Source organism: Priestia sp. TGN 0903 (assembly GCF_050846855.1).
GTDB lineage: Bacteria > Bacillota > Bacilli > Bacillales > Bacillaceae_H > Priestia > Priestia zanthoxyli.
Window position 1 is genome coordinate 160,296 of record NZ_JBOZGL010000001.1, and the last position, 26,151, is coordinate 186,446.

The 26,151-nt window shown below is 38.5% G+C and carries 25 protein-coding genes and 2 riboswitches; of the genes, 20 read left to right on the plus strand and 5 right to left on the minus strand.

The window, feature by feature from the left end; translation table 11 throughout:
• The first annotated feature begins 11 nt into the window (after positions 1-11).
• The 4 genes from acnA (at position 12) to ACRPLY_RS00905 (ending at position 4,071) form a co-directional block, all read left to right on the plus strand.
• Positions 12-2,732 carry an aconitate hydratase AcnA gene (gene acnA, locus ACRPLY_RS00890; RefSeq protein WP_432231458.1) on the plus strand — a complete coding sequence of 907 codons (2,721 nt, stop codon included), beginning with the start codon at positions 12-14 and terminating at the stop codon, positions 2,730-2,732.
• A 195-nt stretch (positions 2,733-2,927) separates the two neighbouring features.
• Complete coding sequence (locus ACRPLY_RS00895) at positions 2,928-3,527, plus strand: TlpA disulfide reductase family protein (protein ID WP_028413159.1); 600 nt, start codon at positions 2,928-2,930, stop codon at positions 3,525-3,527.
• Between the two features lie 212 nt (positions 3,528-3,739).
• The gene (locus ACRPLY_RS00900; protein ID WP_014459884.1) at positions 3,740-3,883 is read left to right on the plus strand and encodes an FbpB family small basic protein; all 144 of its coding nucleotides are present in this window, start codon (positions 3,740-3,742) and stop codon (positions 3,881-3,883) included.
• A gap of 44 nt (positions 3,884-3,927) precedes the next feature.
• Entirely contained in the window at positions 3,928-4,071 is a 144-nt protein-coding gene (locus tag ACRPLY_RS00905; protein WP_014459885.1) for an acid-soluble spore protein N, read from the plus strand.
• A 31-nt stretch (positions 4,072-4,102) separates the two neighbouring features.
• Here ACRPLY_RS00905 and ACRPLY_RS00910 read toward each other — a convergent pair whose 3' ends face one another.
• A complete protein-coding gene (locus tag ACRPLY_RS00910; RefSeq protein WP_034266493.1) occupies positions 4,103-4,714 on the minus strand; it encodes a hypothetical protein in 612 nt (203 codons plus the stop codon).
• Between the two features lie 172 nt (positions 4,715-4,886).
• On the opposite strand from ACRPLY_RS00910, the gene tlp reads away from it, so the two are divergent.
• The 3 genes from tlp (at position 4,887) to ACRPLY_RS00925 (ending at position 7,170) form a co-directional block, all read left to right on the plus strand.
• Entirely contained in the window at positions 4,887-5,129 is a 243-nt protein-coding gene (gene tlp, locus ACRPLY_RS00915) for a small acid-soluble spore protein Tlp (RefSeq protein WP_013057249.1), read from the plus strand.
• Between the two features lie 112 nt (positions 5,130-5,241).
• Positions 5,242-6,669: a phospholipase D family protein gene (locus tag ACRPLY_RS00920; protein ID WP_098113033.1), complete on the plus strand. Its 1,428-nt coding sequence runs from the start codon at positions 5,242-5,244 to the stop codon at positions 6,667-6,669.
• Between the two features lie 78 nt (positions 6,670-6,747).
• The gene (locus tag ACRPLY_RS00925) at positions 6,748-7,170 is read left to right on the plus strand and encodes an acyl-CoA thioesterase (protein WP_048019239.1); all 423 of its coding nucleotides are present in this window, start codon (positions 6,748-6,750) and stop codon (positions 7,168-7,170) included.
• A 42-nt stretch (positions 7,171-7,212) separates the two neighbouring features.
• Here ACRPLY_RS00925 and ACRPLY_RS00930 read toward each other — a convergent pair whose 3' ends face one another.
• Together ACRPLY_RS00930 and plsY are read right to left on the minus strand one after the other, a co-directional pair.
• Positions 7,213-7,503 carry a HesB/YadR/YfhF family protein gene (locus ACRPLY_RS00930; protein WP_098113032.1) on the minus strand — a complete coding sequence of 97 codons (291 nt, stop codon included), beginning with the start codon at positions 7,501-7,503 and terminating at the stop codon, positions 7,213-7,215.
• Between the two features lie 379 nt (positions 7,504-7,882).
• Complete coding sequence (gene plsY / locus ACRPLY_RS00935; protein WP_014459891.1) at positions 7,883-8,476, minus strand: glycerol-3-phosphate 1-O-acyltransferase PlsY; 594 nt, start codon at positions 8,474-8,476, stop codon at positions 7,883-7,885.
• Positions 8,477-8,681: 205 nt separating this feature from the next.
• Between plsY and ACRPLY_RS00940 the strand changes: the two genes are divergently transcribed.
• The 4 genes from ACRPLY_RS00940 (at position 8,682) to ACRPLY_RS00955 (ending at position 14,862) form a co-directional block, all read left to right on the plus strand.
• On the plus strand, positions 8,682-9,095 hold the full coding sequence (locus ACRPLY_RS00940; protein WP_013057242.1) for a CoA-binding protein: 414 nt from the start codon (positions 8,682-8,684) through the stop codon (positions 9,093-9,095).
• A gap of 333 nt (positions 9,096-9,428) precedes the next feature.
• Positions 9,429-11,405: a DNA topoisomerase IV subunit B gene (gene parE, locus ACRPLY_RS00945; protein ID WP_028413163.1), complete on the plus strand. Its 1,977-nt coding sequence runs from the start codon at positions 9,429-9,431 to the stop codon at positions 11,403-11,405.
• Positions 11,402-13,828 (plus strand): DNA topoisomerase IV subunit A, encoded by a 2,427-nt coding sequence (gene parC, locus ACRPLY_RS00950; RefSeq protein ID WP_033579117.1) that lies wholly within the window; start codon positions 11,402-11,404, stop codon positions 13,826-13,828. The genes parE and parC overlap by 4 nt, the downstream gene beginning before the upstream one ends.
• Before the next feature lie 212 nt (positions 13,829-14,040).
• Positions 14,041-14,862 carry an alpha/beta fold hydrolase gene (locus ACRPLY_RS00955; RefSeq protein ID WP_432231459.1) on the plus strand — a complete coding sequence of 274 codons (822 nt, stop codon included), beginning with the start codon at positions 14,041-14,043 and terminating at the stop codon, positions 14,860-14,862.
• Here ACRPLY_RS00955 and ACRPLY_RS00960 read toward each other — a convergent pair.
• On the minus strand, positions 14,848-15,489 hold the full coding sequence (locus ACRPLY_RS00960) for a LysE family transporter (protein ID WP_165635230.1): 642 nt from the start codon (positions 15,487-15,489) through the stop codon (positions 14,848-14,850). The genes ACRPLY_RS00955 and ACRPLY_RS00960 overlap by 15 nt on opposite strands.
• A 152-nt stretch (positions 15,490-15,641) precedes the next feature.
• Here ACRPLY_RS00960 and ACRPLY_RS00965 point away from each other — a divergent pair, with 152 nt between their 5' ends.
• The 4 genes from ACRPLY_RS00965 (at position 15,642) to ACRPLY_RS00980 (ending at position 17,884) form a co-directional block, all read left to right on the plus strand.
• On the plus strand, positions 15,642-16,409 hold the full coding sequence (locus ACRPLY_RS00965; protein ID WP_432231460.1) for a YqcI/YcgG family protein: 768 nt from the start codon (positions 15,642-15,644) through the stop codon (positions 16,407-16,409).
• Positions 16,384-16,692 carry a cupin domain-containing protein gene (locus ACRPLY_RS00970; RefSeq protein WP_013057236.1) on the plus strand — a complete coding sequence of 103 codons (309 nt, stop codon included), beginning with the start codon at positions 16,384-16,386 and terminating at the stop codon, positions 16,690-16,692. The genes ACRPLY_RS00965 and ACRPLY_RS00970 overlap by 26 nt, the downstream gene beginning before the upstream one ends.
• Before the next feature lie 21 nt (positions 16,693-16,713).
• Positions 16,714-17,298: a cysteine hydrolase family protein gene (locus ACRPLY_RS00975; protein ID WP_098113185.1), complete on the plus strand. Its 585-nt coding sequence runs from the start codon at positions 16,714-16,716 to the stop codon at positions 17,296-17,298.
• A gap of 94 nt (positions 17,299-17,392) precedes the next feature.
• Positions 17,393-17,884 (plus strand): GNAT family N-acetyltransferase, encoded by a 492-nt coding sequence (locus ACRPLY_RS00980; RefSeq protein ID WP_014459898.1) that lies wholly within the window; start codon positions 17,393-17,395, stop codon positions 17,882-17,884.
• A 494-nt stretch (positions 17,885-18,378) separates the two neighbouring features.
• On the opposite strand, the gene ACRPLY_RS00985 is transcribed toward ACRPLY_RS00980, so the two are convergent.
• A complete protein-coding gene (locus tag ACRPLY_RS00985; protein ID WP_047750873.1) occupies positions 18,379-19,818 on the minus strand; it encodes an amino acid permease in 1,440 nt (479 codons plus the stop codon).
• A 102-nt stretch (positions 19,819-19,920) separates the two neighbouring features.
• A riboswitch (Lysine riboswitch) is annotated at positions 19,921-20,105 on the minus strand.
• 174 nt (positions 20,106-20,279) lie between these two features.
• Positions 20,280-20,380: riboswitch (TPP riboswitch) on the plus strand.
• Positions 20,381-20,412: 32 nt separating this feature from the next.
• Between ACRPLY_RS00985 and thiT the strand changes: the two genes are divergently transcribed.
• From thiT to eat, 5 genes are all read left to right on the plus strand, one after another.
• Complete coding sequence (gene thiT / locus ACRPLY_RS00990; RefSeq protein WP_098113183.1) at positions 20,413-21,021, plus strand: energy-coupled thiamine transporter ThiT; 609 nt, start codon at positions 20,413-20,415, stop codon at positions 21,019-21,021.
• Between the two features lie 156 nt (positions 21,022-21,177).
• On the plus strand, positions 21,178-22,596 hold the full coding sequence (locus tag ACRPLY_RS00995; RefSeq protein WP_098113029.1) for an ethanolamine ammonia-lyase reactivating factor EutA: 1,419 nt from the start codon (positions 21,178-21,180) through the stop codon (positions 22,594-22,596).
• Positions 22,597-22,622: 26 nt separating this feature from the next.
• Positions 22,623-23,993, plus strand: a complete 1,371-nt coding sequence (locus ACRPLY_RS01000; RefSeq protein WP_098113028.1) for an ethanolamine ammonia-lyase subunit EutB — start codon at positions 22,623-22,625, stop codon at positions 23,991-23,993.
• Positions 23,994-24,007: 14 nt separating this feature from the next.
• Complete coding sequence (eutC, locus tag ACRPLY_RS01005; RefSeq protein ID WP_432231461.1) at positions 24,008-24,721, plus strand: ethanolamine ammonia-lyase subunit EutC; 714 nt, start codon at positions 24,008-24,010, stop codon at positions 24,719-24,721.
• A gap of 21 nt (positions 24,722-24,742) precedes the next feature.
• Complete coding sequence (eat, locus tag ACRPLY_RS01010; RefSeq protein ID WP_028413174.1) at positions 24,743-26,092, plus strand: ethanolamine permease; 1,350 nt, start codon at positions 24,743-24,745, stop codon at positions 26,090-26,092.
• Positions 26,093-26,151 lie beyond the last annotated feature (59 nt).

Below are 26,151 nucleotides of genomic sequence, written 5' to 3' on the forward strand. Positions count from 1 at the left end.
GGGTAAAAGCAATGACTAAAAAAGACGTTTTTAACGCTCGTTCGTCATTCGATCTTAATGGCAGCACATATAATTATTACCGCTTACAAGCTTTAGAGGAAGCAGGTTTAGGTAACGTATCTAAGCTGCCGTATTCAATTAAAGTATTATTAGAATCTGTTCTTCGTCAGGTAGATGGCCGTGTTATTACAAAAGAACACGTCGAAAACCTTGCAAAATGGGGAACAAAAGATATCAAAGATATCGATGTTCCTTTCAAACCATCTCGTGTTATTCTTCAAGATTTCACTGGAGTTCCAGCGGTTGTAGACTTAGCGTCACTTCGTAAAGCAATGGCTGATTTAGGAGGAGATCCTGACAAAATCAATCCAGAAATTCCAGTAGACCTCGTTGTCGACCACTCCGTACAAGTTGATAAAGCAGGTACAGCTGACTCATTACGAATTAATATGGACCTTGAGTTTCAACGTAATACAGAGCGCTATAATTTCTTAAGCTGGGCTCAAAAATCATTTAATAACTATCGTGCAGTTCCGCCAGCTACTGGTATCGTGCATCAAGTAAATTTAGAATATTTAGCAAACGTTGTTCATGCTGTTGAAGAAGATGGCGAATTCGTAGCTTTCCCTGATTCTCTAGTAGGTACTGACTCTCATACAACGATGATTAATGGTATCGGTGTTTTAGGATGGGGTGTTGGCGGTATTGAAGCGGAAGCAGGCATGCTTGGTCAACCTTCTTATTTCCCAGTTCCTGAAGTAATCGGTGTTAAACTTGTTGGTGAATTACCAAACGGTACTACAGCTACAGACTTAGCGTTAAAAGTTACGCAAGTGCTTCGTCAAAAAGGAGTAGTCGGAAAATTCGTTGAATTCTTCGGTCCTGGCGTAGCAGAACTTCCATTAGCTGACCGTGCAACAATTGCTAATATGGCTCCTGAATACGGTGCAACATGCGGGTTCTTCCCAGTTGACGCAGAGGCATTAGCATACATGCGTTTAACAGGAAGAGATGAAAAAGACATTCAGGTTGTCGAACAATATACAAAAGCAAACGGTTTATTCTTTACACCAGAAAATGAAGATCCAATTTTCACTGATGTTGTTGAGATTAATCTTGCTGAGATTGAAGCAAATCTTTCAGGTCCAAAGCGTCCGCAAGATTTAATTCCACTTTCTCAAATGCAAACAGAATTCAAGAAAGCTTTAACAGCTCCTGTTAGCAATCAAAGCTTCGGACTTGATGCTAAAGACGTGGATAAAGAAGTTACGTTTAAGCTTGCAGACGGTTCAGAAACAACAATGAAAACAGGTGCCATCGCTATTGCGGCTATCACAAGCTGTACGAACACATCAAATCCTTACGTATTGGTAGCAGCTGGTTTAGTTGCGAAAAAAGCGGTAGAAAAAGGATTGGATGTTCCAGCTTACGTGAAAACTTCTTTAGCACCAGGTTCAAAAGTAGTAACGGCTTACCTTCAAAATTCAGGATTGCTTCCATACTTAGATAAAATCGGCTTTAACATCGTAGGCTATGGCTGTACGACTTGTATCGGTAACTCTGGTCCATTAGAAGCTGAAATTGAAGAAGCGATTGCAGACAGCGACTTGCTTGTAACGTCTGTTCTTTCAGGAAACCGTAACTTTGAAGGACGTATTCATCAATTAGTAAAAGGTAACTATCTTGCTTCTCCGCCGCTTGTTGTAGCATATGCACTGGCTGGAACAGTAGATGTAGATTTACAAAAAGATCCAATCGGTATTGATACAGACGGAAACGAAGTATTCTTTAGTGACATTTGGCCTTCACAAGATGAAATTAAAGAAGTTGTTAGCCGTACGGTAACGCCTGAATTATTCCGTAACGAGTATGAGCGCGTATTCGATGATAACGAGCGCTGGAATGAAATTAAAACAAGCGAAGATGCTCTTTATACGTGGGAGAATGATTCAACGTACATTCAAAACCCACCTTTCTTTGAAGGGTTATCAGAAGAGCCAGGTGAAGTAGAAGCGTTAAATGATCTTCGCGTAGTAGCGAAATTTGGTGACTCAGTGACAACGGATCACATTTCACCAGCGGGTTCAATTGCAAAAACATCACCTGCAGGTCTTTACCTTCAAGAAAACGGTGTAGAACCAAAAGACTTTAACTCATACGGTTCTCGTCGTGGTAACCATGAAGTGATGATGCGCGGTACATTTGCAAACATCCGCATTAAAAACCAAGTAGCTCCTGGTACAGAAGGCGGCTGGACAACGTACTGGCCAACAAATGACGTAATGAGCATTTATGATGCTTGTATGAAATACAAAGAGCAAGGTACAGGTCTTGTTGTACTTGCAGGTAAAGATTACGGCATGGGAAGTTCTCGTGACTGGGCAGCAAAAGGCACAAATCTTTTAGGTATTAAAACAGTAATCGCTGAAAGCTTTGAGCGTATTCACCGTTCAAACCTAGTATTAATGGGTGTTTTACCTCTTCAATTTAAAGATGGTGAAAGCGCGGATACATTAGGTTTAACTGGAAAAGAAACAATTGCAGTAGCAGTTGATGAAACAGTAAAACCACGTGATCTTGTAAAAGTAACAGCAACTGATGAAGCTGGAAACAAAAAAGAATTTGAAGTACTGGTTCGTTTCGATAGTGAAGTTGAAATTGATTACTATCGTCACGGTGGTATCCTTCAAATGGTGCTTCGTGATAAATTACAGTCTAAAACACATGCGTAAGGTATAAAGAAAAAGAGCGGTTCTCGTGAGCCGCTCTTTTTTTATGCAAACGCACCGTTTTCGACAAAAAGTGAGAGGGAAATATGCTATATTATAAAAGAAAATGCCCTGTAAAAGGATTATTTTAGTAGATATTGCACATATCTATTAGTACATAGATTATCACTTTTTAGAAGAAATAAAGGAGCCGATCATATGGTTAAAAAAATAATTGCGGTCTTGCTTCTAGTAGGCTTTCTTAGCTACGCACTTTGGGAAGGGCTTTCTCCAAATGAAGCATCCGATAATTCTAACTTAAGCGAATACAAGGATTTAAATATTAAAAAAGGCGATAGTGCTCGTCAGGCTTCTGGTCAAGCTTATGGGTTAGAACCGAAAGATACAGCACCTCCGTTTACACTTTCAGATACGAACGGAAAAACTGTTCAATTATCGGACTTTAAAGGAAAAAAAGTTATTTTAAACTTTTGGGCCACATGGTGTCCGCCGTGTCAAAAAGAAATGCCCGATATGCAAGCGTTTTATAAGAAATATGGAAACGACGTACAGCTGCTTGCGGTTAATTTAACTTCATCAGAAGGTAGTAAACAGGCAGTATCTAAGTTTCTGAAAGAAAAACAGTTTACGTTTCATGTATTATTGGACGACCAAGATACTGTGGGAAGTAAAAAATACCGGGTGTCCACCATTCCGACATCTTACTTTATAGATGAAGAAGGGAAAATTGTTCAGCGAGTGAATGGTCCAATGACGCTTAAACAAATGGAAAACTTTGCTCAACAAGCAGCGAATTAACTTCGCTGCTTGTTTTATTAAAAATGAAACTTATTTACTTTACCATCGTATATATAGATAAGTCAGTAAATATGTCAAACTTTCTTACAACTTTTCAAAAAGTATGTTTACTTATCTGACAAATTGGTTACAATATAGATAGCTATATGATATCAGTTTCTTTTGATTTTTCAGATTTTTCATAAAAATTACATAAAGTAGGTGTTGGAATCATGAGAAAATTACGCAAACGTTCATTTGAAGAGTTAGTGCAAGAAAATAAAACGCAGCTGTTAAAAGATCAGTCAGAAATTGAACGCATTGAATTGGAAATTGAAAAGCGGTTAGAAGATCGTATGCTTGAAAGAGCTGAATAACTTTAAAGTAAGTTGGTTAGAGTAACGGTGAGGAGGGGATAAGCATGGGAAATCCTAAAAAACAAAGCAAAAGTTTTGTTCCGAATCACATCGGCACTCAACCGAGAGAAGCTGGTGGAAATAACGGAAAACAAATGCAAGATACATCCGGCAAGCATCCTCAAGTTATTCAAACCAAAGGTGAATGAATAAAAAGTCGCTGAATTCAGCGACTTTTTATTATTTGAATTCTACTGTGAATAAATAAACGTAAGGGTTGCTCGAAATAAGCTCTTTAACAACTTCTCCGTCATCGGTTGAAAGCGGAGCAACTCGTATGCCACTGCCATCGTCACCAAATAAAGCAGCAACTGGATATGGTTTATTCATTTTCACTTTTTGTTTTTTCTCTAATCCAGTAAAGGAATAGCCGTTCATTTTCTTTGGCTTTTCCGCTTCTATCCCTAGGTTTGTATCGTTGCTTCCCACATTAAACATTACTTTGTGAGTATCATCATCGATTTTATATGTAATAGCAAACATGTCAAATTCTTTTGAAACAGTCAACCCTCCTGAGAATAAAGGTTGTTTGGCTTTTCCCTTTTCATAATAAGTAGCTTTTACATAAGCTTCTTTTGCTCCATTAGGAGCTTTAACATCGTATGCCATGATATTGCTTTTGTAGTCTAAGTTTGTCACGGCTAACATTTTTTCTTCATGTTTTGAGTAATGGTGAGGCTTGATAGAGGCACTTATTGTCAATTTGGATGCCAATGAAGTTTGCGACATAAAAAATACGGCAAGCACTGCAATAAAGATGACGCTTAGTAATGTTATCATTCGTTTGGTCATAGCGATTCCCCCTTTGTATGTATATATTACCATATTATGTATGTTTTATATATACATTTTAACTTAATTATAATTATATTATGTAAACTAAAATCATTTTTTTCCACTTATAGAGATGAACAAATCCGGCATACTACAATTGTAACAAAGTTATTTTGAGGAGGAAGATACAATGGCATGGAATAAACCGAATCCAGACGATCGCAGTGATAACGTTGAAAAATTACAAACAATGGTACAAAATACAATGAAAAACATTGAAGAAGCAGAAGAAGCTGCTGCATGCAGCACTGAAGAAGAACGTCAGCGCATTCAGCAAAAAAATCACAATCGCGAAGTAAGCATTGAAGCAATGCGCAGCGAAATAAAAGATGAATCAGAAGCTCGTCAAAATGGTTACGAAGGTACGATTTAATAAGTAAAACAGCGACAATAAGCAGCTAAAAATAAACGGTTTTAGCTGCTTTCTTTCTATATTTTTTTAGTAAGGTGAATAATAATATAAACTAGCGAAGAGGTTTATGTAGGTGAAAAAGCACGTGAAAAAGAAAATAGTAAGGATTTTGGTCAGTTTACTTGTCGTTTTGATTATTGTGGGCTCTTATCACACGCATAAGCCCTTGCCTAAAGGAGTTTCATACGAAAGTAAGCCTCACAAAGTAGAAGATGTATTTCTTTTATCGGACCTAACGTATCAAGACCAGCAGACGTCGGTTTCCGAACAACATATTTTTCAAGCAGTTACGAATGCGATTGATGACGCAAAAGCTTTTATTATTATGGATATGTTTCTATTTAATGGCTACTATAACCAAGGTGAAACGTTTCCTCACCTTAGTGATACACTTGCAAGTAAGCTGATTGAAAAGAAACGAAAACATCCTACTATCGAAATCGTCTTTATTACAGATGAAATCAATACAACCTACGGCTCACATGATTCAAAGTGGTTAGATTCACTGCGGCTAAACGGAATCAAAGTGGTGCAAACCAATTTATCTAAGCTCAGAGACTCCATTCCACTATATTCTTCAGTGTGGAGAACTTTTGTTCAGTGGTTTGGTGAAAAAGGAACTGGATGGATCACGAATCCTTTCGGAAATAATGCGCCTAACGTGACGGCCCGTGCTTATTTTAAGTTGTTAAATGTAAAAGCTAATCACAGAAAAGTAGTAGCAACCGATCAAAGCGTTATTATCTCCTCTGCCAATCCTCATGATGCAAGCTTTTATAATTCCAACATGGCCTTTGAAGTAAAAGGGAATATCATTGGAGATGTTGTAAAAAGCGAACAAGCCGTGTCTGATTTTTCTTACGGAGGAGATTTACCTCGGTATAAGAAGAAAGAAAAAGAAAAGGGAGACCTCTATGTTCAGCTGTTAACAGAAGGCAAAATTTATAAGCACGTATTACATGATTTACGTCATGCTAAAAAAGGCGACGATGTGTGGCTTGGCATGTTTTATCTTGGAGATCGAGACGTAATAAAGGCGCTTTTGAAAGCTTCCGAACAAGGGGCAAACGTACGATTAATTTTAGACCCTAATGAAAATGCGTTCGGAAGAAAAAAGTTCGGACTGCCTAACCGTCCAGTCGCAGCAGAACTTGTGAAAAAATCTAAAGGCGATATTAAAGTTCGCTGGTATCATACGGGAAAAGAGCAGTATCATCCCAAAACTTTATTTATTCGAAACAAAAGAAAGGCAATGATTATTGCAGGAGCAGCAAATTTCACAAAACGAAATTTGGATGATTTGAACTTAGAAACGGATATTAAAGTATCAGGACCTCCTAACAAAAAGGTTATGACGGAACTAAACGCTTATTTTGACCGCCTATGGACAAATAAAGACTACACATACACACTTCCTTATAAAAGGTATGAAAATAAGATGACGAGGCTGGAAACACTGATATATCGTATTCAAGATGCGCTTAGTCTTACAACATATTGAGTAATAACCAAACTAGTAGGAGTATATTCTCCTTATATGGTAAGATAAAACAGGAACAGTGCAAGAGGAGGTAGAATCATGCTAGTATCGAAGAAAGAAATCGAAGTGCGCTATGCAGAAACCGATCAGATGGGCGTTGTGTATCATGCTAACTATTTAGTATGGATGGAAATAGGCCGAACACAGTTTATCAGTGATTTAGGTTTTAGCTATGCACAAATGGAAAGAGACGGTGTGCTGTCGCCAGTTATTGATATACAGGCATCATATAAAAAGCCGCTTCATTATGGCGAGACAGCTGTGGTACATACTTGGGTTGAGAACTATGACGGTCTACGCGTTGTGTACGGATACGAAATTTTTAATTCAGATGAAGAACTTGCGTTAACAGGAACATCGTCACACGTATGTGTAAAAAAAGAAAACTTTAAGCCTATTTCGATTCGCCGTAATTATCCGGAATGGCATAAAGCCTATGAAGACGCCAAAAAGCAGGGTTAAGCGTAAGAATAAAAAGCATCGATAAATCGATGCTTTTTATTCTTACGCTTCGTAATGAAAGTCAGGTTCTTTTGTTTCTTCATTATAATTTACGGTCAAATCATGACCATCAAAGTACCAAAGGTCTTCATCTTCTACGAAAAATGTTAAACCGTTAACTTTTGTTTCAACGCCAACGTTTTTAGGAGAATCTGTGTTTACACCTAAAGAAAAACCTTTTTGAACGTTGCTGCATCCGCCGTAGCGAACAAAAAAGCGAATTGTTTCGTTTCCTTCTAGCATCATTTCGTCTTTGTACCATGTAGCTGCTGCTTCTGTTACTGTTAATTTCATTAATTATGCTCCTTCCAATACTGCGGATACATTTATTATAGTAGAAAGATAGATAAATTACCAATATATACGAATCCAGCTAGGAAGGAATAAGATAAAATAAAATAAAACGATTTAATATAGAGGCGAATGCTTCATTTCTATATTAAATCGTTTCATTCTTTCATTTAAAATCATATTGTTTTCCAATGGTTTCCCAGCAGTGAACGCAGTAGCGGCTTCCTTCTAGCTGTGAATCCATTTTCTTATTACGTTTGCAAATGGGGCATTTTTTCTTCACATTATTCACCTCCTTATTTTAGTATCAGTATAACTAATAAACAAGAAATGTATTCGCTTACAAAGCGGTTATAAAAAAAGAAATAAGAGGCTCTTCCTCTTATTTCTTTTTACCTGATAAAAATGTGACTTTCGGTTCTGTTTTGTTAAGAATTCGCGTAATGTTTGCGCGGTGTCTGTAAATGACAAAGGCTACAATTACACCAATAATCATAATAAGCATGTAGTCTTGTTTAAATAGCGTGTAGATAAAGGTTAATACCCCAGTAACCATTGATGACAGTGATACATACTTCGTTATGTATAAGCAGATAAAAAAACATAATAGCACGAAAACAAATAAAAGAGGTTCATAACATAAAATCACTCCGGCGGATGTGGCAACAGCTTTCCCGCCTTTAAATTTCGCGAAAATAGGAAAAATATGACCAATGACAGCAAATAAACCAATGAAGAGAATGTTTTGATTTGTATCAAATAAAAGCGGTAAAGAAGCTGCTAGGGTGCCTTTTAGAATGTCTCCAAGTGTAACGATAATTCCGGCTTTTACACCCAATGTACGAAATGAGTTGGTGCCGCCTAAATTGCCACTTCCATGCTCTCGTATATCGATGCCGTATCCTAGTTTTCCAACAACTAGTCCAAAAGGAATAGAGCCCAAGATATAGGCAAGAATAGGTAATAAATAATTCATGTTTGAAAGCTCCTTTATTTCTATATCGTTTCTATTTTACCATGAGATACTTAAAAAAACATAGTTAGTTTTGGGTGAGAGCCAATTATTTTTAAAAAAGAAGACGTTTACAAAAATAGAGAAAACGGGTACTATATGCAGGAAATCAACTGTAAATCGCGAATGTTGTTCAGTACATATTATATAGCTAAGAGAGGTAATAGACATGTCCATTAAAATTCCTTCCCGTCAAGAGCTTGGTAAAATATTAAAAAAAAGCAAGCGCATTGCTGTAGTAGGTTTATCAGATAATCCTCATCGAACGTCTTATATGGTTTCAGAAGCCATGCAGCAGCAAGGTTACGAGATAATTCCGGTGAACCCAACAATCAACTCAGCGCTCGGCGTAAAAGCCGTATCTTCATTAAAAGAAATTGAAGGGCATATTGATATCGTTAATGTATTTCGTCGCTCTGAGCATTTGCTTGAAGTTGCAGAAGAGTTTTTAGAAGTAGATGCAGACGTATTTTGGGCACAATCTGGTTTAATTAATGAAGAAGCATATGACCTGCTCGCTAAAAAAGGGTATACTGTAGTTATGGATCGTTGTATAAAAGTCGAGCATGCTTTAACAAAGTAAGATCTATAAGCAGAACAACCAACCCATGCACACTGCTTGCATGGGTTTCACCATGCGTTGAAATAGTAAGAGAGTTTCCGCTACAATAGACGTTAGACAGCTAGCTTTATAAGGCTTATAATCCATGAATACACAAGATATTGCTTTTATAATACGGAAATTTGTGCTAAAATCTTGTAAGTACGCAAAAATAGAAACATACGTTCTGTTGATGCGAACACTATAAAATTAAAAGATAGGATACATGATCATTTATTCTTAGACACGAAGCGCAAACGTTTGTGTTTCATACATAATGTAGTAATGTTCGTTGTGATGAAAGGGGTAGTATGAATGGCTCGGAAACAACAATTTAATTATAATGAAGATGCAATTCAAGTACTAGAAGGATTAGATGCCGTTCGTAAACGTCCTGGTATGTATATTGGAAGTACGGATACACGAGGTCTGCATCATTTAGTATATGAAATCGTCGACAACTCTGTCGATGAAGCTCTAGCAGGCTACGGAGAAGAAATTATTGTAACCATTCACAAAGATAATTCAATTTCTGTACAAGATAAAGGTCGAGGTATGCCAACTGGCATGCATAAACTAGGAAAACCAACGCCTGAAGTTATTTTAACCATCTTGCATGCAGGAGGTAAATTCGGACAGGGTGGATATAAAACAAGCGGAGGCTTACACGGAGTAGGTGCATCTGTTGTAAATGCGCTGTCTGAATGGTTGACTGTAACTATTCATAGAGATGGATTTATTTATGAACAGCGTTTTGAAAATGGAGGAAAGCCGGTTACGACGCTAGAAAAAATAGGGAAAACAAAAAAAACGGGAACAACGATTCATTTCAAACCGGATGCCACGATTTTTTCAACAACCGTGTACAATTATGATACGCTTTGTGAACGGCTCCGCGAATCGGCTTTTCTGTTAAAAGGATTCAAAATAGAGTTAATCGATAAAAGGCATGATCGTCAAGATATCTTTCATTATGAAACAGGTATTCAAGCCTTCGTTTCATATTTAAATGAAGAAAAAGATTCACTTCATCCAGTCGTCTTTTTTGAAGGGATTCATCATAATATTGAAGTTGAATTTGCGTTTCAATTTAACGATGGTTATTCTGAAACCATTTTATCATTTGTTAATAATGTTCGTACCAAAGACGGGGGAACGCATGAGTCCGGTGCAAAAAGCGCTATGACGCGTGCGTTTAATGAATACGCCCGTAAAGTAAGCCTGCTAAAAGAAAAAGACAAAAACTTAGAAGGAACGGATATACGAGAAGGATTAGGAGCCATCGTTTCCGTTAGAATACCTGAAGAGTTGCTTCAGTTTGAAGGACAAACCAAAGGAAAGTTAGGTACAAGTGAAGCTCGTTCGTCGGTAGATGCAGTTATTTCTGAAAAACTTGCCTATTTCCTAGAAGAAAATCCAGACGTAAGCTCTCTTCTTGTAAAAAAAGCAATCAAAGCTGCTCAAGCGCGTGAAGCGGCACGTAAGGCGAGAGAAGACGCAAGAAACGGGAAAAAACGAAAGCGTCAAGAAACCGTTCTAAGCGGGAAGTTGACGCCTGCGCAATCAAGAAATCCTCAGCGAAACGAACTGTACCTAGTCGAAGGGGATTCCGCCGGAGGTTCAGCAAAACAAGGAAGGGATCGCCGCTTTCAAGCTGTGCTGCCGCTGCGAGGGAAAGTTATCAATACCGAAAAAGCCAAGCTTCAAGATATTTTTAAAAACGAAGAAATTAGTACGATCATTCACGCGATAGGCGGAGGAGTAGGCGCAGATTTTACAATCGATGATATTAACTACGATAAAATAGTCATCATGACCGATGCGGATACGGATGGGGCTCATATTCAAGTGCTTCTTCTAACGTTTTTCTACCGCTATATGAAACCGCTTGTGGAAGCAGGAAAAGTATTTATTGCTCTTCCACCGCTCTACAAAGTAAGTAAAGGGTCAGGTAAAAAAGAAGTGGTTGAATATTCATGGAGTGACGAAGAGTTGCAAGGTGCTATCGATAAGGTAGGAAGAGGGTATATGATTCAACGCTATAAAGGTCTCGGTGAAATGAACGCAGATCAGCTTTGGGAAACAACAATGAACCCAGAGACGCGTACGCTGATTCGTGTTCGTATTGATGATGCTGCTCGCGCTGATCGTCGTGTGACCACTTTGATGGGCGATAAAGTAGAACCACGCAGAAAATGGATTGAAAGCAACGTAGCGTTTGGATTAGAAGAAGATCCAAATATTTTAGATAATGAAAATGTATTAACGGTCGCAGAGGAGGACGTACAATGACACAAACAGAACGCTTTTTAGATTTACCTCTTGAGGATGTACTAGGCGACCGTTTTGGTCGATACAGTAAATATATTATTCAAGAGCGTGCACTGCCGGATGCAAGAGACGGGTTAAAACCCGTTCAGCGTCGTATTTTATATGCAATGCACGTAGATGGAAATACAGCAGAAAAAGGGTTTCGTAAGTCAGCCAAAACTGTAGGAAACGTAATTGGTAACTATCACCCTCATGGTGATTCATCTGTATATGATGCCATGGTTCGAATGAGTCAAGAATGGAAAGTTAGAAATGTATTAATCGAAATGCACGGAAACAACGGAAGTATTGATGGAGATCCCCCAGCAGCAATGCGTTATACAGAAGCTCGCCTTTCATCGATTGCTGCAGAACTTCTACGAGATATTGACAAACAAACGGTTGAGTTTGTGTCTAACTTCGATGATACAAGCAGCGAACCAACTGTGTTACCAGCTATGTTTCCTAACTTGCTAGTGAATGGATCCACGGGTATTTCAGCTGGTTATGCTACAGAACTTCCTCCTCATCATTTAGGTGAAGTAATTGACGCAACGATCATGCGAATTGATAAACCAACGTGTACAATTGAAGAATTAATGACGGCTATCCAAGGTCCTGATTTTCCTACAGGGGGAATCATTCAAGGTGTAGACGGGATTAAGAAAGCCTACGAGACAGGTAAAGGGAAAATTATTATTCGCGGAAAAACGGAAGTGGAGTCCATTCGCGGCGGAAAACAGCAAATTGTCATTACGGAAATTCCGTTTGAAGTAAACAAAGCCAACCTTGTGAAGAAAATGGATGAGCTTCGTTTAGATAAAAAAGTGGAAGGTATTGCTGAAGTTCGCGATGAAACGGATCGTACGGGTCTGCGCATCGTAGTAGAATTAAAAAAAGACGCAAATGCTCAAGGAGTACTTCACTTCCTTTATAAAAATACGGATCTGCAAGTACCGTATAATTTTAACATGGTTGCCATTGCTAAAAAGCGACCAAAGCTTATGAGTTTGGCTAACATTCTTGATGCTTATATTGATCATCAAAAAGAAGTAGTAACAAATCGTTCTAAATACGAACTGCAAAAAGCACGTGAACGTGAACATATTGTAGCGGGATTGATTAAGGCACTGTCGATTTTAGATGAAGTTATTGCGACGATTAGAGCTTCTAAAGATAAGCGCGACGCTAAAAATAATTTAATTGGCAAATATGAATTTACAGAACCTCAAGCAGAAGCGATTGTGTCGCTTCAATTATACCGTTTGACAAACACGGACATTACAGCTCTACAAGCGGAAGCTGAAGAGCTAGGTGCTAAAATTAACGAGTTAGAAGAAATCTTACATAGCGAGAAAAAACTTTTTAATGTAATCAAAAAAGAATTACGCCGTGTAAAAAAGCAATACAGTACAGAACGCCGCTCAAAAATTGAAGCGGAAATCGAAGAGATTAAAATTAATCTAGAAGTGATGGTTCCATCTGAAGAAGTGATGGTAACAGTCACAAAAGACGGATATGTAAAACGAACAAGTCTTCGTTCTTACGCCGCGTCTAACGGGCAAGACTTCGGTATGAAAGATACGGACCGAATTTTAGCCAAGTATGAAATTAATACAACCGAAACGCTGCTCATCTTCACAAACAAAGGGAATTATTTATATATGCCAGTGCACGAACTTCCTGATATCAGGTGGAAAGACATGGGTCAGCATATCATGAACATTGTTCCAATTGATAAAGAAGAGCAGATTGTACGAGCGATACCGGTAAAAGAATTTAAAGAAAATCAGTATCTGCTTTTCTTTACGAAAAATGGTATGGTCAAAAAATCAGAATTACTTCAATATAAAGCACAGCGCTACTCCAAAGCTCTTGTCGCCGTTAATTTAAAAGGCGATGATGAAGTAGTGGACGTATATCAAACGGATGGTAAAAAACAAGTGTTTATTGCCACTCGCTCTGGCTACGGACTGCGTTTCCGGGAAGAAGAAATTAATATTGTAGGAACTCGCGCTTCTGGTGTAAAAGGAATTAACTTAAAAGACGATGATTATGTTGTAAGCGGCGTTATCTTCGATGAAGATGAAGCTCTATCAACTGAATTATTTATCGCCACGCAGCGAGGAGCTGTGAAAAAGACAAAAATTGCTGAGTTTGAAGAATCAGCACGAGCAAAACGAGGGCTAGTGATGGTCCGAGAACTAAAATCTAATCCGCATCAAATTGCAAAAGTAAAAGTAATCTCTAAAGAACATTACATGATAGTGGAATCATCTAAAGGTCAAATCGAGCAGGTTGATCCATCTACAATGCGAGCTAGTGACCGATATAGCAACGGTTCATTCGTATTGGACCAAAGCGAAGCTGGCAATTTAGTTGATATGTGGCTGGAAGAAAAATAACAAAAAAAGTAGTAAAGTTTTTAAAGCTTTACTACTTTTTTTACCCAATATTTTTAAAATAAACTATGTTCTAAATAAACAATTTAAAATGATTTTCCTACTCCTCATTCCAAATGAACATCATGCATCTCCTACACAAGCCTATAAGAAACTTTTGAATGTTCAAATTGTCCAAAACATATATATATAAGAACATCTAGGAGGTGTTATATATGAACTATTTTATTCACGTAACTCCTAAGACTAAACTTTTTGTTCGGGATATTGGAAAAGGGGAACCCGTTCTTTTCCTTCACGGGTGGCCTGTTAATGCTAAAATGTACGAATACCAATTTACAACGCTGCCGGCCTGCGGTATTCGGTGTATTGCTCCTGATCTTCGAGGATTTGGAAAATCAGATGCGCCTTTCACCGGCTATTCTTACAATCAATTAGCGGATGATATTCGTATGTTAGTAGAAAAATTAGGACTTAAAAATTATACGCTAGTAGGCTTTTCTATGGGGGGAGCCATTGCCATTCGATATATGAGTAGACACTTAGGATATGGCGTGAAGAAGTTAATTTTATTAGGGGCAGCGGCTCCAAGCTTTATTCAAAAAACTGATTTTCCATACGGACTTCCTTCTGAAGAAGTAAATACAATTATTCAAAATACGTATAGAGATCGTCCTAACATGCTTGAAGACTTTGGGAAAAAATTTTTTAATCAGCCTGTCAGCGCAGCTTTTAGAGGGTGGTTTCAAGATTTAGGTTTAGAGGCATCTGGCCATGGAACGATTAAAACTGCGGTGTCTTTACGAGACGAAGACTTACAGGAAGATTTGAGTCAAATTTTCGCTGAGACATATATATTACACGGAAAAAAAGATCAAATTTGTCCATTTGATCTTGCAAAAGTAATGAATCGCCACATTTCATTTTCTACACTGATCCCATTTGAAAATAGTGGACACGGTCTTTTTTATGATGAACGTGAGAAAGTAAATGACACCCTTATTGAACTCATCAATAAAAGCTCAGCCGATAAGTAAGGATACACATTTAAAACCGAATTGGCAGCCAAATAAAAAAAGTAAAAAACCAGCACCTAACGTAATGAGGCGAAAAAGCTTAGGCGTGATAAATTTTCTTGTAAAATGAATGCTGCTCGCAATATTTAAATTCCAAAGAATGATGCCAAAAATAATAAAGAAGCTATGAAAAAAGACGGATAGCCACGTTTGACTTTGAAGGCTTTCGCTTAAGCTTGATCCAAATACACCAAACCAAAACACAATATTTAAAGGGTTCATAAGAGCAATAAAAAAACCTGTAAAAAACGACTTATCTTTTTTAGCAGAAGGGCTATTTACATCTACTGAAAAGGAACGAGAGACAGCTTGTTTCATACTTTGAAAGCCAACAAATGTGAGCATGACAAAACCCGTTGCATACAGGACAACCGTAACAGCCTGCATCTGAACAAAAGGGGTTAACCCTATTAAAATGAGAAGCATAAATAAGATATCGGCTGTCATTCCTCCTAAACCAACTAGCCAAGAAGCCCAAAATCCTTTTGTCAGACCTCTTTTAATCATCTCTATATTAATTGGGCCTACCGGTGCTGCGAGACTAATACCTAGAATTATTTGTTTTATAGCAATCAAAAACCACTCCACAAACACAGCCTCCTTTCTAACTTGTCCAATAGTAGCTTATATATATATAGATTAGAATTTTATAATTTAGAAGCGAGATTTAGTTAAAAATACTCATAAACTTTCTTTTTTTTAATACACATGTAACGTTGAGTTCCATAAGGAGGGTTTTAATGGTATCAAAAATGCTTTTTCGAGCTAATGAGATTTTAGAGTCAACGCACGTCCCGTTCTGGGGGAAAGATGCTTTTCAATATTTCCAAAGCGATATATTATCAGAAGAAAATCCATTTCCCTGTATATTAGGGGTAGAAGGCTGTAAAAAAGATTTACTGCGTTTTTCATTTGTGACGACTCCTTATAACTATCAAGATATTAAACATGCAGCGGCGGCACTTAGAGAATACATAGATACATTTAAGACCATAGGTCGCTATACATCCTTTGTGTTATTCTTTAAGCCTGAACATAAAGAACGGTCAATGGAAGAGTACGAAACGATGTTTTGGGATACGCTGACGTTTCTTCATCAAATTGATCAAAAGAAATGGCCGCAAGATATTCCGAAAGACCCAAAAGATGCATTATGGGAATTTTGTTTTCACGGAGAACCTATTTTTGTCGTCTGTAATACGCCTGCTCATTCTCTACGTAAAAGCCGTAAGAGCAGAGGATTTATGATTACATTTCAGCCGCGGTGGGTGTTTGAAGGTATGACAGGAGATTCAAAAATAGGGAAGCATGTACAAAAAGTCGTCCGCGATCGGTTAAAAACATATGATGACGTATCAGCTCACCCTGAGTTAGGCTGGTATGGACAGCAGGAAAACAGAGAGTGGAAGCAATATTTTTTACACGATGATAATAACCATACTACCGGACAGTGTCCATTTAAATTAAAAAGGAGTGAGCAGCATGGACGTAAAAAAAGCCTCTATTAAAAAAGGAGTTGGCGGAAAGTTTGAAGAAGTAATTAAAGAGCTGCTTCCGGCGTATACTGGATACGTTGAAGTACAGCACGATATTGCTTTTCAAACACATCCGTCTCATACGCATCCAACTGATGAAATTCTTCATATCCTTGAAGGATCTATTTACTTTACAGTTGAACGTGATACGGTTCTATGTCAGGCCGGAGATCGGATACATTTACCGAAACAAACGGTTCATTCTTCAAAAGCCGGTCCTGATGGATGCACATACGTTATTTCCATTTTAAAATAAAGATGAAAGAAGATGATGCTTATGCTACGTTCCCGGCCAGTGCTGCTGCTTATCGATGTACAAGAAGGGTTTTATTCACCCCAGTGGGGAGAAAGAAACAATTTAGATGCAGAAAAGAATATGCTGACGCTACTGCAAGCATGGAGACGCCAAGATTATCCTGTCATTCACGTGCAGCATGCATCAGAAAATCCAGATTCTCCTTTACACCCAAGCTCGAAGGGGTTTCAGTTTAAAGAAGGATTTGGTCCACAAGAAGATGAATACTTAATTCGCAAGCACGTGAACAGCTGCTTCATTGGAACAGAGCTAGATAGCTATTTAAAAGCAAATGGCTATGATACGCTCATTTTAATAGGACTAACTACTAATCACTGCGTCTCTACGACTGCCCGCATGGCTGGGAATTTAGGGTACAGGACGTACGTTGTAAACGATGCAACGGCTTGCTTTGATTGTATGTCCTACGATGGAAAAACCAGACTTCCTGCAGAAGATGTACATACATTCGCACTGTCTTCTTTGCACGGAGAGTTTGCAACGGTCATTTCTACAAAAGAGACTCTTCAAGTCCTTCAAACCTTTCAATATGCCCAAAACCAATAACCGATGTGCATGCGCACATCGTTTTTTTATGTAGATTATGTTTATTAAAAGAAGTAAAATAAAGATAATTCTATACTATAAGGAGTTTGTACATATGATCATTCGTTATGCTAAAGAAGAAGATTTACCTATGCTTGTTGAAATTTATAATCAGTCCGTTCAAACAAGTGCTGCTACTTTTGACTTAACGCCTGTAACAGTAGAACAAAGAAGGGGCTGGTTTAATAATCATATTAGCAATGAACTCTTTCCGCTTATTGTCGCGGAAAAAGATGGAGTAGTAGCGGGCTATGCTTCGCTTTCTTCTTATCGAGATAAAGAAGCGTACATTCAAACGGTAGAGCTATCGATTTATATTGATAAAAATCAGCAGGGGTATGGCATTGGAAAACAGCTTATGAAGCGGATTTTGGAATTGGCTAAAGAACTCAACCATCACGTTGTCATTTCAGGGATTACAAAAGGGAATGATATCAGTATCAAAATGCATGAGCAATTTAATTTTACATTTTGCGGAGAATTTAAAGAAGTAGGCTGGAAATTCGATCAGTGGCAAGATGTGCTTTTTTATCAGCTTATTTTATAAGATGTATGACACCTTTACACATTGTAACGTTTTAGTTTCATGTGTAAAGGTTATTAAAATAATAAGTCATTTTATTATTTTAATACGAAAGGTGTTAGCTATCATGAATACAGCATATAAGAGCTATTCCAAAAAGATGGTCCAAAAAAGAACTGCATATCCAGCTGAATAGAATCAAACACAATTCTGAACTATCTACTATAACAGCAGATCCGCTTTTTCACCTGTTACAATGTACTCGTTCGGGCCTTCAAACTAAGCAAGAAATCATAGACTACATCCAAACCATTCCTAATCACCAACTTCCATCTTTTGCAACTCGTTTAAGCAGGTTAATTCAGCGTATTTATTATATCGAAGCTGCTGATTACTATAACCGTCCCCTCAAAGGTTATATGCTTGTTATGAAAAACCAACCCGCTTATATATCTCTTCATTTTGCCGATCAGCTCATATAAAAAAAGCTCTCTATTCTTTTGAATAGAGAGCTTTTTTTATTCGTATTTTTTCACTGTTACTTGACATTCTTTTAACGGGATAAGCTTCGACTTTTTCGTCCATTTGTATCCTAACCAAACAATTAAGAATAAAGGAAGTCCGATATAAGAAACAAGTACACCGTACCAGTCAATCGAGTCACCCATAAACGCCGAATAGTTTTGGCCTAAAATAACAACGGCACATAAAATAAAGGCAAAGATAGGGCCAAATGGGAAAAGTTTTGCATGATATGGAAGTTCACTCAAATCATGACCTTGAGCAACAAATGCTCTTCTAAAACGATAGTGGCTGATCGCAATTCCTAACCAAGCAATAAAACCAGACATACCAGAAGCATTAAGTAACCACGTATATACCGCACCGTCTCCAAAAAATGAAGCACCAAATGCAAGTGTACCGACAAGTGCCGTTGCGATTAAGGCATTAACTGGAACGCCTCGTTTATTCACTTTTGCTAAGAACCTTGGTGCTTTTCCATCTTTCGCTAAGTTCCACAGCATACGCGTAGAAGCATACATACCTGAGTTACCAGCAGATAAAACAGCTGTTAAAATAACGGCATTAATCGCTGATGCTGCAAACGCCAGACCTGCTCGTTCGAATATTAAAGTAAACGGACTTACTCTCACGTCATCACTTGCTAATGAATTCGCTGTGTATGGAATAAGCATTCCAATAACAAAAATAGCTAAAATATAAAATAACAAGATGCGCCAGAAGACTTGTTTAACTGCGCGAGGAACCGTTTTTTCCGGATCTTCACTTTCTCCAGCTGCGACTCCAAGCAACTCTGTTCCTTGGAATGAAAAACCAGCTGCCATAAATATACCTAGTACAGTGAAGAATCCACCGTGAATCGGTCCATCACCAAGCGTGAAGTTTTTGAAACCTGGTGCTTCATTGTTAAAGATACCAAAAATCATCATAATACCAATAACTAAAAAGATAATAACCGTTACTACTTTAATTAACGAAAACCAAAATTCAGATTCACCAAATCCTTTTACAGAAAGGTAGTTAAGCCCAAACATAATTAATAAAAACAGGGCACTCCATAAAATAGAAGAAGAGTTCGGGAACCAAAATTTCATAATAAGGGCTCCAGCGGATAATTCAGCTGCAATCGTAATAGCCCAGTTATACCAGTAGTTCCAGCCGAGAGCGAAACCAAAGGATGGATCTACAAAACGAGACGCATACGTACTAAATGAACCAGCTTCAGGCATATAAGCTGCGAGCTCTGCTAGGCTGGTCATCAAAAAGTAAACCATTACGCCAATAATAGCGTAAGCTAAAAGCGCTCCCCCAGGTCCTGCTGTGTGAATTGCTCCACCACTTGCTAGGAATAAGCCGGTTCCGATGGCTCCTCCTAATGAAATCATCGTTAAGTGGCGAGATTTCAACCCACGTTTTAATTCTTGCTGCTCTTGCATAGATAAATACTCCTTTCGAATGTACGGAAAGAGACGGGATAACATAAAAAAAGCCCGCAGTATATGTGCGCGCTTTTAAATCTGAAAACCGCGTCAACCTTCCGTGAAGATAGCTCTTCACATCACTCGCATGATGTGACAGTTCTGTTCCTGTTCGGAGACAGCCCCAGCTTAAATCAACCGAGAAGTGATTTAAACTTCGGCAATTTTTCCTTTCAAGCAACATCCTCAATGTTCTCTGCATTTCCGTTACTTTACTATTAAAAACTGCGACCTCTACCTCATCGATTAGGATGAGGGTTTTTTATATTCAATTGACATAAAAGAAGTATAACAAATACTAAAACGATTGTCATTATAAAAAATAGATTCAGAAAATAGAAACATCTTTGAAATCTCTCGAATCTATTTTGTTACGTATGGTATAATAAACATTGTCTTTATACTACATAAATATCCAAACGTACCACAGGGGGAGCCGCCGTGCTGAGAGTGAACGAAATGTTCAGACCCTTAGAACCTGTTAGTTAACGCTAGCGTAGGAATGTGGGAATAGTAGCATATAGTTGCTTACTCCTGTGTAAACCGTTTGATATGAATGATTCAAAAACAGGAGTGAGAAACGTGAATAAAGCATTACCTTTACAGGCTAAAATTGAAATAGCTATTTTTGCAGCATTGGCACTTCTACTTGACCTTTTGCCTTCCATTAAGATTGCAACGGCTGTAAGTATTTCGTTCTCCATGGTGCCCATTTTTATTATGTGCTTTCGCTGGGGAGTAAAAGGCGGGGCTCTATCTGGTCTATTATGGGGGCTTTTGCAGTTAGCGACAGGAACGGCTTATATTTTAACAGCGCTACAAACATTTATTGAATATATTGTGGCTTTTGCTTTTATAGGTTTTGGAGGTATTTTTTCACAATCTATTAAAACAAATTTAGCTACCAATAACAGATCAAAAGCTTTTGTTTTGATTGTTTTATCCCTTATTATCGGAAGCTTCGCACGTTATTTCTGGCACTTTATTGCTGGTATTATTTTCTGGGGATCGTACGCACCAAAAGGTATGTCCGCTCTGTGGTATTCTTTTTCAATGAACGGTGTTTCAATGGTAGGGTCACTAATAGCCTGCTTAGTCATTCTTTCATTGTTAATTCCATCGGCATCAAGAATGATTGTAACTAAATCACATTCATCATAAGAAAAAAGACTAAATCTGCCAAGATTTAGTCTTTTTTTTCATTTGTCACCTTTGTTTACACAAAAGTGTGTCAGGTTTGATAACATAGTTAGTGAAATATTCAAAAAACTGTTTTATGATAGTCAACATATTCAAACGAGATAAGGGATTGATAGCATGCTACAGAAATGGATCACGAGCATAGGTTTAGATATTGGAACAAGCACAACAAAACTGATTGTAAGCAAGCTGTTAATAGCAAATCAACAAAATCAGTTTACGCTGCCAGGCTGTCAAATTATTGATCGTCGCGTAACGTATGCAAGTTCTATCTATACCACACCTATGGTAAACGAGGTTGAAATCGATGTTCAACGATTAACGGTACTACTAGAACAAGAGTACAAGAATGCAGAAATCTCCTTAGATCAAGTGGAGGCGGGCGCTGTGATCATCACAGGAGAAACTGCTAGAAAGCAAAATGCAGAGAGTATCGTTCACTATCTAGCCGAACATGCTGGAGATTTCGTTGTTGCAACAGCCGGTGCTGATTTGGAAGGAATATTGGCGGCAAAAGGATCAGGAGCAATCCAACATTCCGCTGAAACAAATGCAGTAATTGCCAATATTGATGTAGGAGGAGGCACTGCTAACATCGCCTTATGTCAAAATGGAAAAGTGATAGAAACATTTACCCTGCATGTAGGCGGGAGATTAATTCGGCTGAATTCAGACGGTTTTGTAACCTACATTTCACCTTATTTAACTGAATTTTTAAAAAATAATTCTTTAATACTGCGAGAAGGTGAAAAAGCAACATTTGAAAAACTCTCGTCTATCTGTCAATTACTAGCTGAAGAAACCGTGAATTATGTAAAAGCGCTGAAGCAAAATTCCACGCTGCTCGTTTCTCCTCATACAAGATCTTCTATCCAACCAGAAACAATCATGATTTCAGGAGGAGTAGGGGCAATGATGGAGAAGCAGAAGCCAAAAACAGTGAGGAAAGTCGCTGTACATGGAGACATTGGTCCTCTGCTAGCGTATCAGTTTCAATCCATACACGTATCTCAAGCCGCTGAAACAACGCGCGCTACTGTCATTGGGGCCGGCATGCAAAATACAGAAGTTAGCGGATCAACCGTATACATTAAATCAAAGCGGCTGCCGCTAAAAAATATTCCGATTATAGAGATACCCGTACAGCAAGAGGAGGAGTGGAATCCGCAGCTGTTTCAAGAAAGAGCTCGAACGGCATGTATGCAGGCTTCAACTGTTTTCAGCGCAGAAGATCCTCCCGTTGCTATTGCTTTATCTCATTTCCCTTACTGCAGCTATATAATGCTGCAAGAATTAGCAAAAGTAATAAGCGCTGAATTTGGTGCTTGTTTTAAAGGAGCTAAGTGCCTCGTTGTTTTATGCGAGCAGGATATTGCTAAAGCTTTAGGACAAGCACTAGCCAAACAGGAGAAAGAATTAGAAATTATTTGTTTAGATCAAATTGACTTTACCCACGGAGATTATATCGATCTAGGGTTACCCGTAGCTGGAGAGGCAATCTCTGTTTCGATTAAAACACTCGCTTTTTCATCATAATCAACTGAACATACAAGGAGGAAAAGATGTTTAAAACTACCCGGTTGTTAGGAGAAACATTTTCATTTTATAGCTTGAAAGAAATTATGGCCAAAGCAAACGAAGAACGTTCTGGAGATCAGCTCGCACGAGTTAGCGCTGAGTCAATGAAAGAACGAATGGCAGCCAAACAAGTGCTAGCTGATATCACACTTGCTGATATTCGAAATTACCCGCTGCTAAGCGCAGATGAAGACAACGTCTCGGCATTAATCGAAAGTCAGGTTGATTCATCGGTTTACGACATTATTAAAAATTGGACAGTAGGGGAGTTAAGAGAATACATCTTATCTGATGAGCATACCGGAGAAGACCTTCTTGCGCTTAGCAAAGGATTAAACAGCGAAATGATTGCGGCAGCTACTAAAATTATGTCCAATTTAGATTTAATTCAAGGAGCTGCCAAGATAGAAGTGCAAACTACTTGTCAAACGACTATCGGTCAAAAAGGCGTATTGGCTTCAAGAGCCCAGCCTAATCATCCTTCAGATAACTTAAAAGGAATGAGAGCATCTCTCTACGAAGCGTTAAGCTATGGAATTGGAGATGCGGTTATCGGAATTAACCCTGTTATTGATACAACGGATAATATCTACGCGCTTTTAAATGAAACAAAAAATATAATCAACGAATGGTCGATTCCTACTCAAAACTGTGTATTATCACATGTGACGAGCCAAATGAGAGCAATCGAAAAAGGAGCAGCTGCTGACTTGATTTTCCAAAGTTTAGCAGGCACAGAAGCCGGTAATGATTCATTTGGGATTTCACTGTCTATGCTCGATGAAGCGACAGCGTTAATTCATGAAAAAGGGACAGCAAAAGGTCCGAACCGCTGGTATTTTGAAACAGGACAAGGTTCTGAACTGTCAGCAGAAGCCCACTATAATATTGATCAAGTAACGCTCGAAGCTAGATGCTATGGCTTAGCTCGCCACTACAAGCCTTTCTTAGTTAACACGGTTGTTGGATTTATTGGACCTGAATATTTATATAACAGCAAACAAGTCCTGCGAGCTGGGTTAGAAGATCACTTTATGGGCAAAATGCACGGCTTGCCTATGGGAGTAGACGTATGTTACACCAATCACATGGATGCTGATCAAAACGATATGGATAATTTAAGTATGCTTCTAGGAACAGCTGGGGTGAACTTTGTAATAGGAGTGCCCATGGCTGATGACTGCATGCTAAACTATCAGTCTCTTAGTTATCATGATATCGCAACCGTGCGCAATGTACTCGGCCGTACCCCAACTCCGTTATTTCAAAAATGGCTTGAAGATCAGCGTATTATGGAAAACGGACGCTTCACATCAAGAGCTGGAGACCCAACTATTTTTATGAATTTGATTTAAGGAAGGTGCTTACTATGATACCAAAGTCAAATCGCGATCCGCTTGAAACACTGAAACGATTTACCCCTGCCCGCATAGGTGTTGGCCGTACGGGAACAAGGCCGCTAACAAAAGACGTTTTATCTTTTCGCACAGATCATGCCGCAGCCGTAGACTCTCTATACGGCTCAGTTTCAGAAGATATTCTATCTGAGTTTAACCTTTTTTCTGTGAATACACGCGCGGAGTCAAAAGAACATTATTTAAAACGGCCGGATCAAGGGAGGTTATTAGCAGATGGCGCTAAGAAAGAGATTTTAAAAAACTGCGTGCCACAGCCTGATGTACAAGTAGTGGTATCAGATGGACTGAGCGCTAAGGCAATTGAAGAAAACATGAGCGACGTGTATCCTGCTTTAATTGATTCACTGGAGTCATATGGACTTCGTATCGGGACTTCGTTTTTTGTAAAAGGAGGACGAGTTGCATGTATGGATGAAATTGGTGAAATCATAAAGCCAAAAGCACTTGTGCTATTGATTGGAGAGCGACCTGGGCTGGTCAGTGCTGAATCCATGAGTGCTTACATGTGCTATGAACCTAGCAAAGGCAAAAAAGAGTCTGATCGTATGGTTATTTCTAATATTCATAAAAGAGGAACGCCTCCTATTGAGGCAGCCGCACATATCGGTACCATGATTGACAAAATGATTAAGCAGCAAACAAGCGGTGTACATCTTATTGTCTAAACATCAAAAGGAGGAGAACGTATGGCGTTACAAAAACAATTAAAACCTATTCATTTATGGGCTATTTCAGTTGGTATGGTTATTTCAGGACAATACTTTGGGTGGAACTACGGGTTTGAACAAGGCGGGATTATCGGGCTTGCAATTGCAACCTTAATTGTAACGGTGTTTTACACAACGTTTATGTTCAGCTATGCAGAGCTTTCAACATCTATCCCGCAAGCTGGTGGACCTTCAGCTTATGCAAGAAGAGCACTTGGACCTTTTGGCGGATATATCGCCGGAATTGCATGCTTGCTTGAATTTATTTTTGCTCCTCCTGCTATTGCGGTATCAACAGGAGCATACCTGCACTTTCTTGTCCCAGCCGTTAACCCTGTATATGCAACGGTAGGTGCCTTTATTTTCTTTGTTTTACTAAATTTAATCGGGGTAAAAGAAGTAGCGGTGATTGAGCTTACAGCTACCATTGTTGCACTAATTGGTTTATCTATTTTTTATGTAGCTGGTTTGCCTCATGTACAAACATCAAATATTTTCAACGCTCATTCATTTATTAACGGGCCAACAGGGGTACTAGCGGCTATTCCATTCGCTGTTTGGTTCTATCTTGCAATAGAAGGCGGAGCAATGGCAGCGGAAGAAGTGGAAAACCCTAAAAAAAACATTCCTAAAGGATTTATTGGAGCGATTATTACTCTTGCAACCGCAACGTTGTTTACGCTATTTGTAACAGCAGGACTTGGCGGAGGAAGCGGGAAGCTAGCCGATTATCCACTTCCGCAGGCACTGTCTTCTGTATATGGAAACGGCATTTCAACCGTTGTTGCTATTATCGGGCTATTCGGATTGATTGCTAGTTTAAATGGAATCATCATGGGATTTTCAAGACAAACCTATGCGCTTGCACGAGATGGTTACTTCCCTAAATTTCTTGCTAAAACGAATAAAAAAGGAGTTCCTGTCGGCGGTTTGTTGATTCCGGGAGCAATCGGTGTGATTTGTGCTGGATCTGCCACGTTTGCCAATGCCCTTATTATCTTATCTGTATTCGGAGCAATGATGATGTACTGCATCAGTTTAGTTTCTCTTTTTATTTTACGCAAAAAAGAACCTAACTTGTCTCGTCCTTTTAAAGTAAATTACCCGGTAGTGCCAAGCGTTGCTTTAGTATTAGGGATTCTGTGCTTATACAGCATTATAAAATACAGTGTGCTTACAACAAGTTTAATGCTGTTTGGTGTTTCTCTACCTTTAATGTATGTGATTCTTGGCATTTTCCTTCTTTCAATTATTTACTATGTTTTTTATGGTTCAAGACAGCTTAAAAAAGAGGCATCCAATTCATATCAAGAAGCATCTATTAAATAAGAAGAAAAACGGCTGCTGTAAAGGCAAGCCGTTTTTCTTGTGAAATTAAAGGGTTGAGC